This window comes from Paraburkholderia sp. (genome assembly GCF_035656215.1).
Lineage (GTDB): Bacteria > Pseudomonadota > Gammaproteobacteria > Burkholderiales > Burkholderiaceae > Paraburkholderia.
On sequence record NZ_DASRSY010000314.1, the window covers coordinates 1 to 2,026 of the forward strand.

The 2,026-nt window shown below is 64.7% G+C and carries 3 protein-coding genes; all 3 read left to right on the plus strand.

Features of this window, described 5'->3' with window-relative positions:
• On the plus strand, nt 1-400 hold a 400-nt coding region (locus VFE81_RS17840; protein WP_325045859.1), incomplete at its 5' end, for an MFS transporter.
• A 4-nt stretch (nt 401-404) separates the two neighbouring features.
• Nucleotides 405-1,370 carry a D-glycerate dehydrogenase gene (locus VFE81_RS17845; protein WP_325045860.1) on the plus strand — a complete coding sequence of 322 codons (966 nt, stop codon included), beginning with the start codon at nt 405-407 and terminating at the stop codon, nt 1,368-1,370.
• Nucleotides 1,367-2,026, plus strand: a 660-nt coding sequence (locus VFE81_RS17850; RefSeq protein ID WP_325045861.1) for a LacI family DNA-binding transcriptional regulator, incomplete at its 3' end; no start/stop codon positions are given. The genes VFE81_RS17845 and VFE81_RS17850, both read left to right, overlap by 4 nt.

The window sequence follows — 2,026 nt, forward strand, 5'->3', positions numbered from 1 at the left end:
CCGCAAAGTATTCGTGTGGCCGTTCCTGCTGGTCGGCGCGGTTGCGTTCGCCGCGTCGTACGCGCTGGGTTCCACGCATTTCTGGATTTCGTACGCGTTGCTGGTGATTGCCGGCGGCGCGATGTATGCACCGTATGGGCCGTTCTTCGCGATCGTGCCGGAACTGCTGCCGAAGAATGTCGCGGGCGGCGCGATGGCGCTGATCAACAGCATGGGCGCGCTCGGTTCGTTCGTCGGCTCGTACGTGGTCGGCTATCTGAACGGCGCGACCGGCTCGCCTGCGGCATCGTATGCTTTCATGAGCGTGGCGCTGGTCGCCGCGGTGATTCTGACGCTGATCGTCAAACCGCAGCCGCTGACTCCAGCCGCCACGCTCGCTACACCGTTGCAAGGAAAATAAGCTCATGACGAAGATCGTCGCCTGGAAGTCGCTGCCTGAGGATGTGCTCGCGTATCTGCAACAGCATGCGGAAGTCGTGCAGGTCGACCCCGCGCAGCACGACACGTTCGTTGCCGCGTTGAAGGTTGCGGACGGCGGCATCGGTTCGAGCGTGAAAATCACGCCGGCGATGCTCGAAGGCGCGAGCCGGCTGAAGGCGCTGTCGACCATCTCGGTGGGCTTCGACCAGTTCGACGTTGCCGATCTCACGCGCCGCGGCATTGTGCTCGCGCATACACCGGACGTGCTGACCGAGTCCACGGCGGACACGGTGTTCTCGCTGATCCTCGCGTCGGCGCGGCGGGTGGTCGAACTGGCGGACTGGGTGAAGGCCGGCCAGTGGACGCACAGCATCGGACCGGCGCATTTCGGCGTCGACGTGCAGGGCAAGACGCTCGGCATTGTCGGGCTGGGACGGATTGGCGGCGCGGTCGCGCGGCGCGCGGCGCTTGGCTTCAACATGAAGGTGCTGTACACGAATCGCAGCGCGAACCCGCAGGCGGAACAGGCGTACGGTGCGCGCCGCGTCGAGTTGGCGGAGCTGCTTGCTACTGCTGACTTCGTCTGTCTGCAAGTGCCGCTCACGCCCGAGACGAAACACATGATCGGCGCGGCAGAGTTCAAGTCGATGAAGAAGAGCGCGATCCTGATCAACGCGTCGCGCGGCGCCACGGTCGATGAACAGGCGCTGATCGAAGCCCTGCAAAACGGCACGATTCATGGTGCGGGTCTCGACGTGTTCGAGACCGAACCGCTGCCGGCCGATTCGCCGTTGCTGAAAATGGCGAACGTGGTCGCGCTGCCGCATATCGGTTCGGCGACGCACGAGACCCGCCATGCAATGGCGCGCAATGCGGCGGAAAACCTCGTCGCCGCGCTCGACGGTACGCTCGCGACGAACATCGTCAACCGGGACGTGTTGAAGAAATGAGCACGACGCCGCTGGCCGCCACCCGACGCGCGACGATCACCGACGTCGCGCGCGAAGCCGGTACCGGCAAGACCAGCATCTCGCGCTACCTGAATGGCGAGATGAGCGTGCTGTCGCCGGAATTGCGCGCGCGCATCGAGGCAGCGATCGAGCGTCTCGACTATCAGCCGAACCAGATGGCGCGCGGCCTCAAGCGTGGCCGCAATCGCCTGATCGGCATGTTGCTCGCCGACTTGACCAACCCGTATTCCGTCGAAGTGCTGCAAGGTGTGGAAGCCGCTTGCCACGCGCTCGGGTTAATGCCGCTGATCTGCCACGCGGCCAACGAAGTCGAAATGGAGCGACGCTATCTGCAATTGCTGACCACGTATCGCGTGGAAGGCGTGATCGTGAACGCGCTCGGCGTGCGCGAGGAAACACTGCGGCCGGTAGGCGACGGGGGGATTCCGGCGGTGCTGGTCGACCGTTCGGTGGATGGGCTTGTCGCCGATATGGTCGGGCTGGACAACCGGGCGGCCGCTGAGTTGGGCACGCGGCATCTGCTTGAAAACGGCTTCGACGATATCTGGTTCGTCGTGCAGCCCTTCGAGCAGGTCAGTTCGCGGCAGCTTCGTGAGGCGGCGTTTCGCGAGGTGATGAGCGGCGCAGGCGGCGAG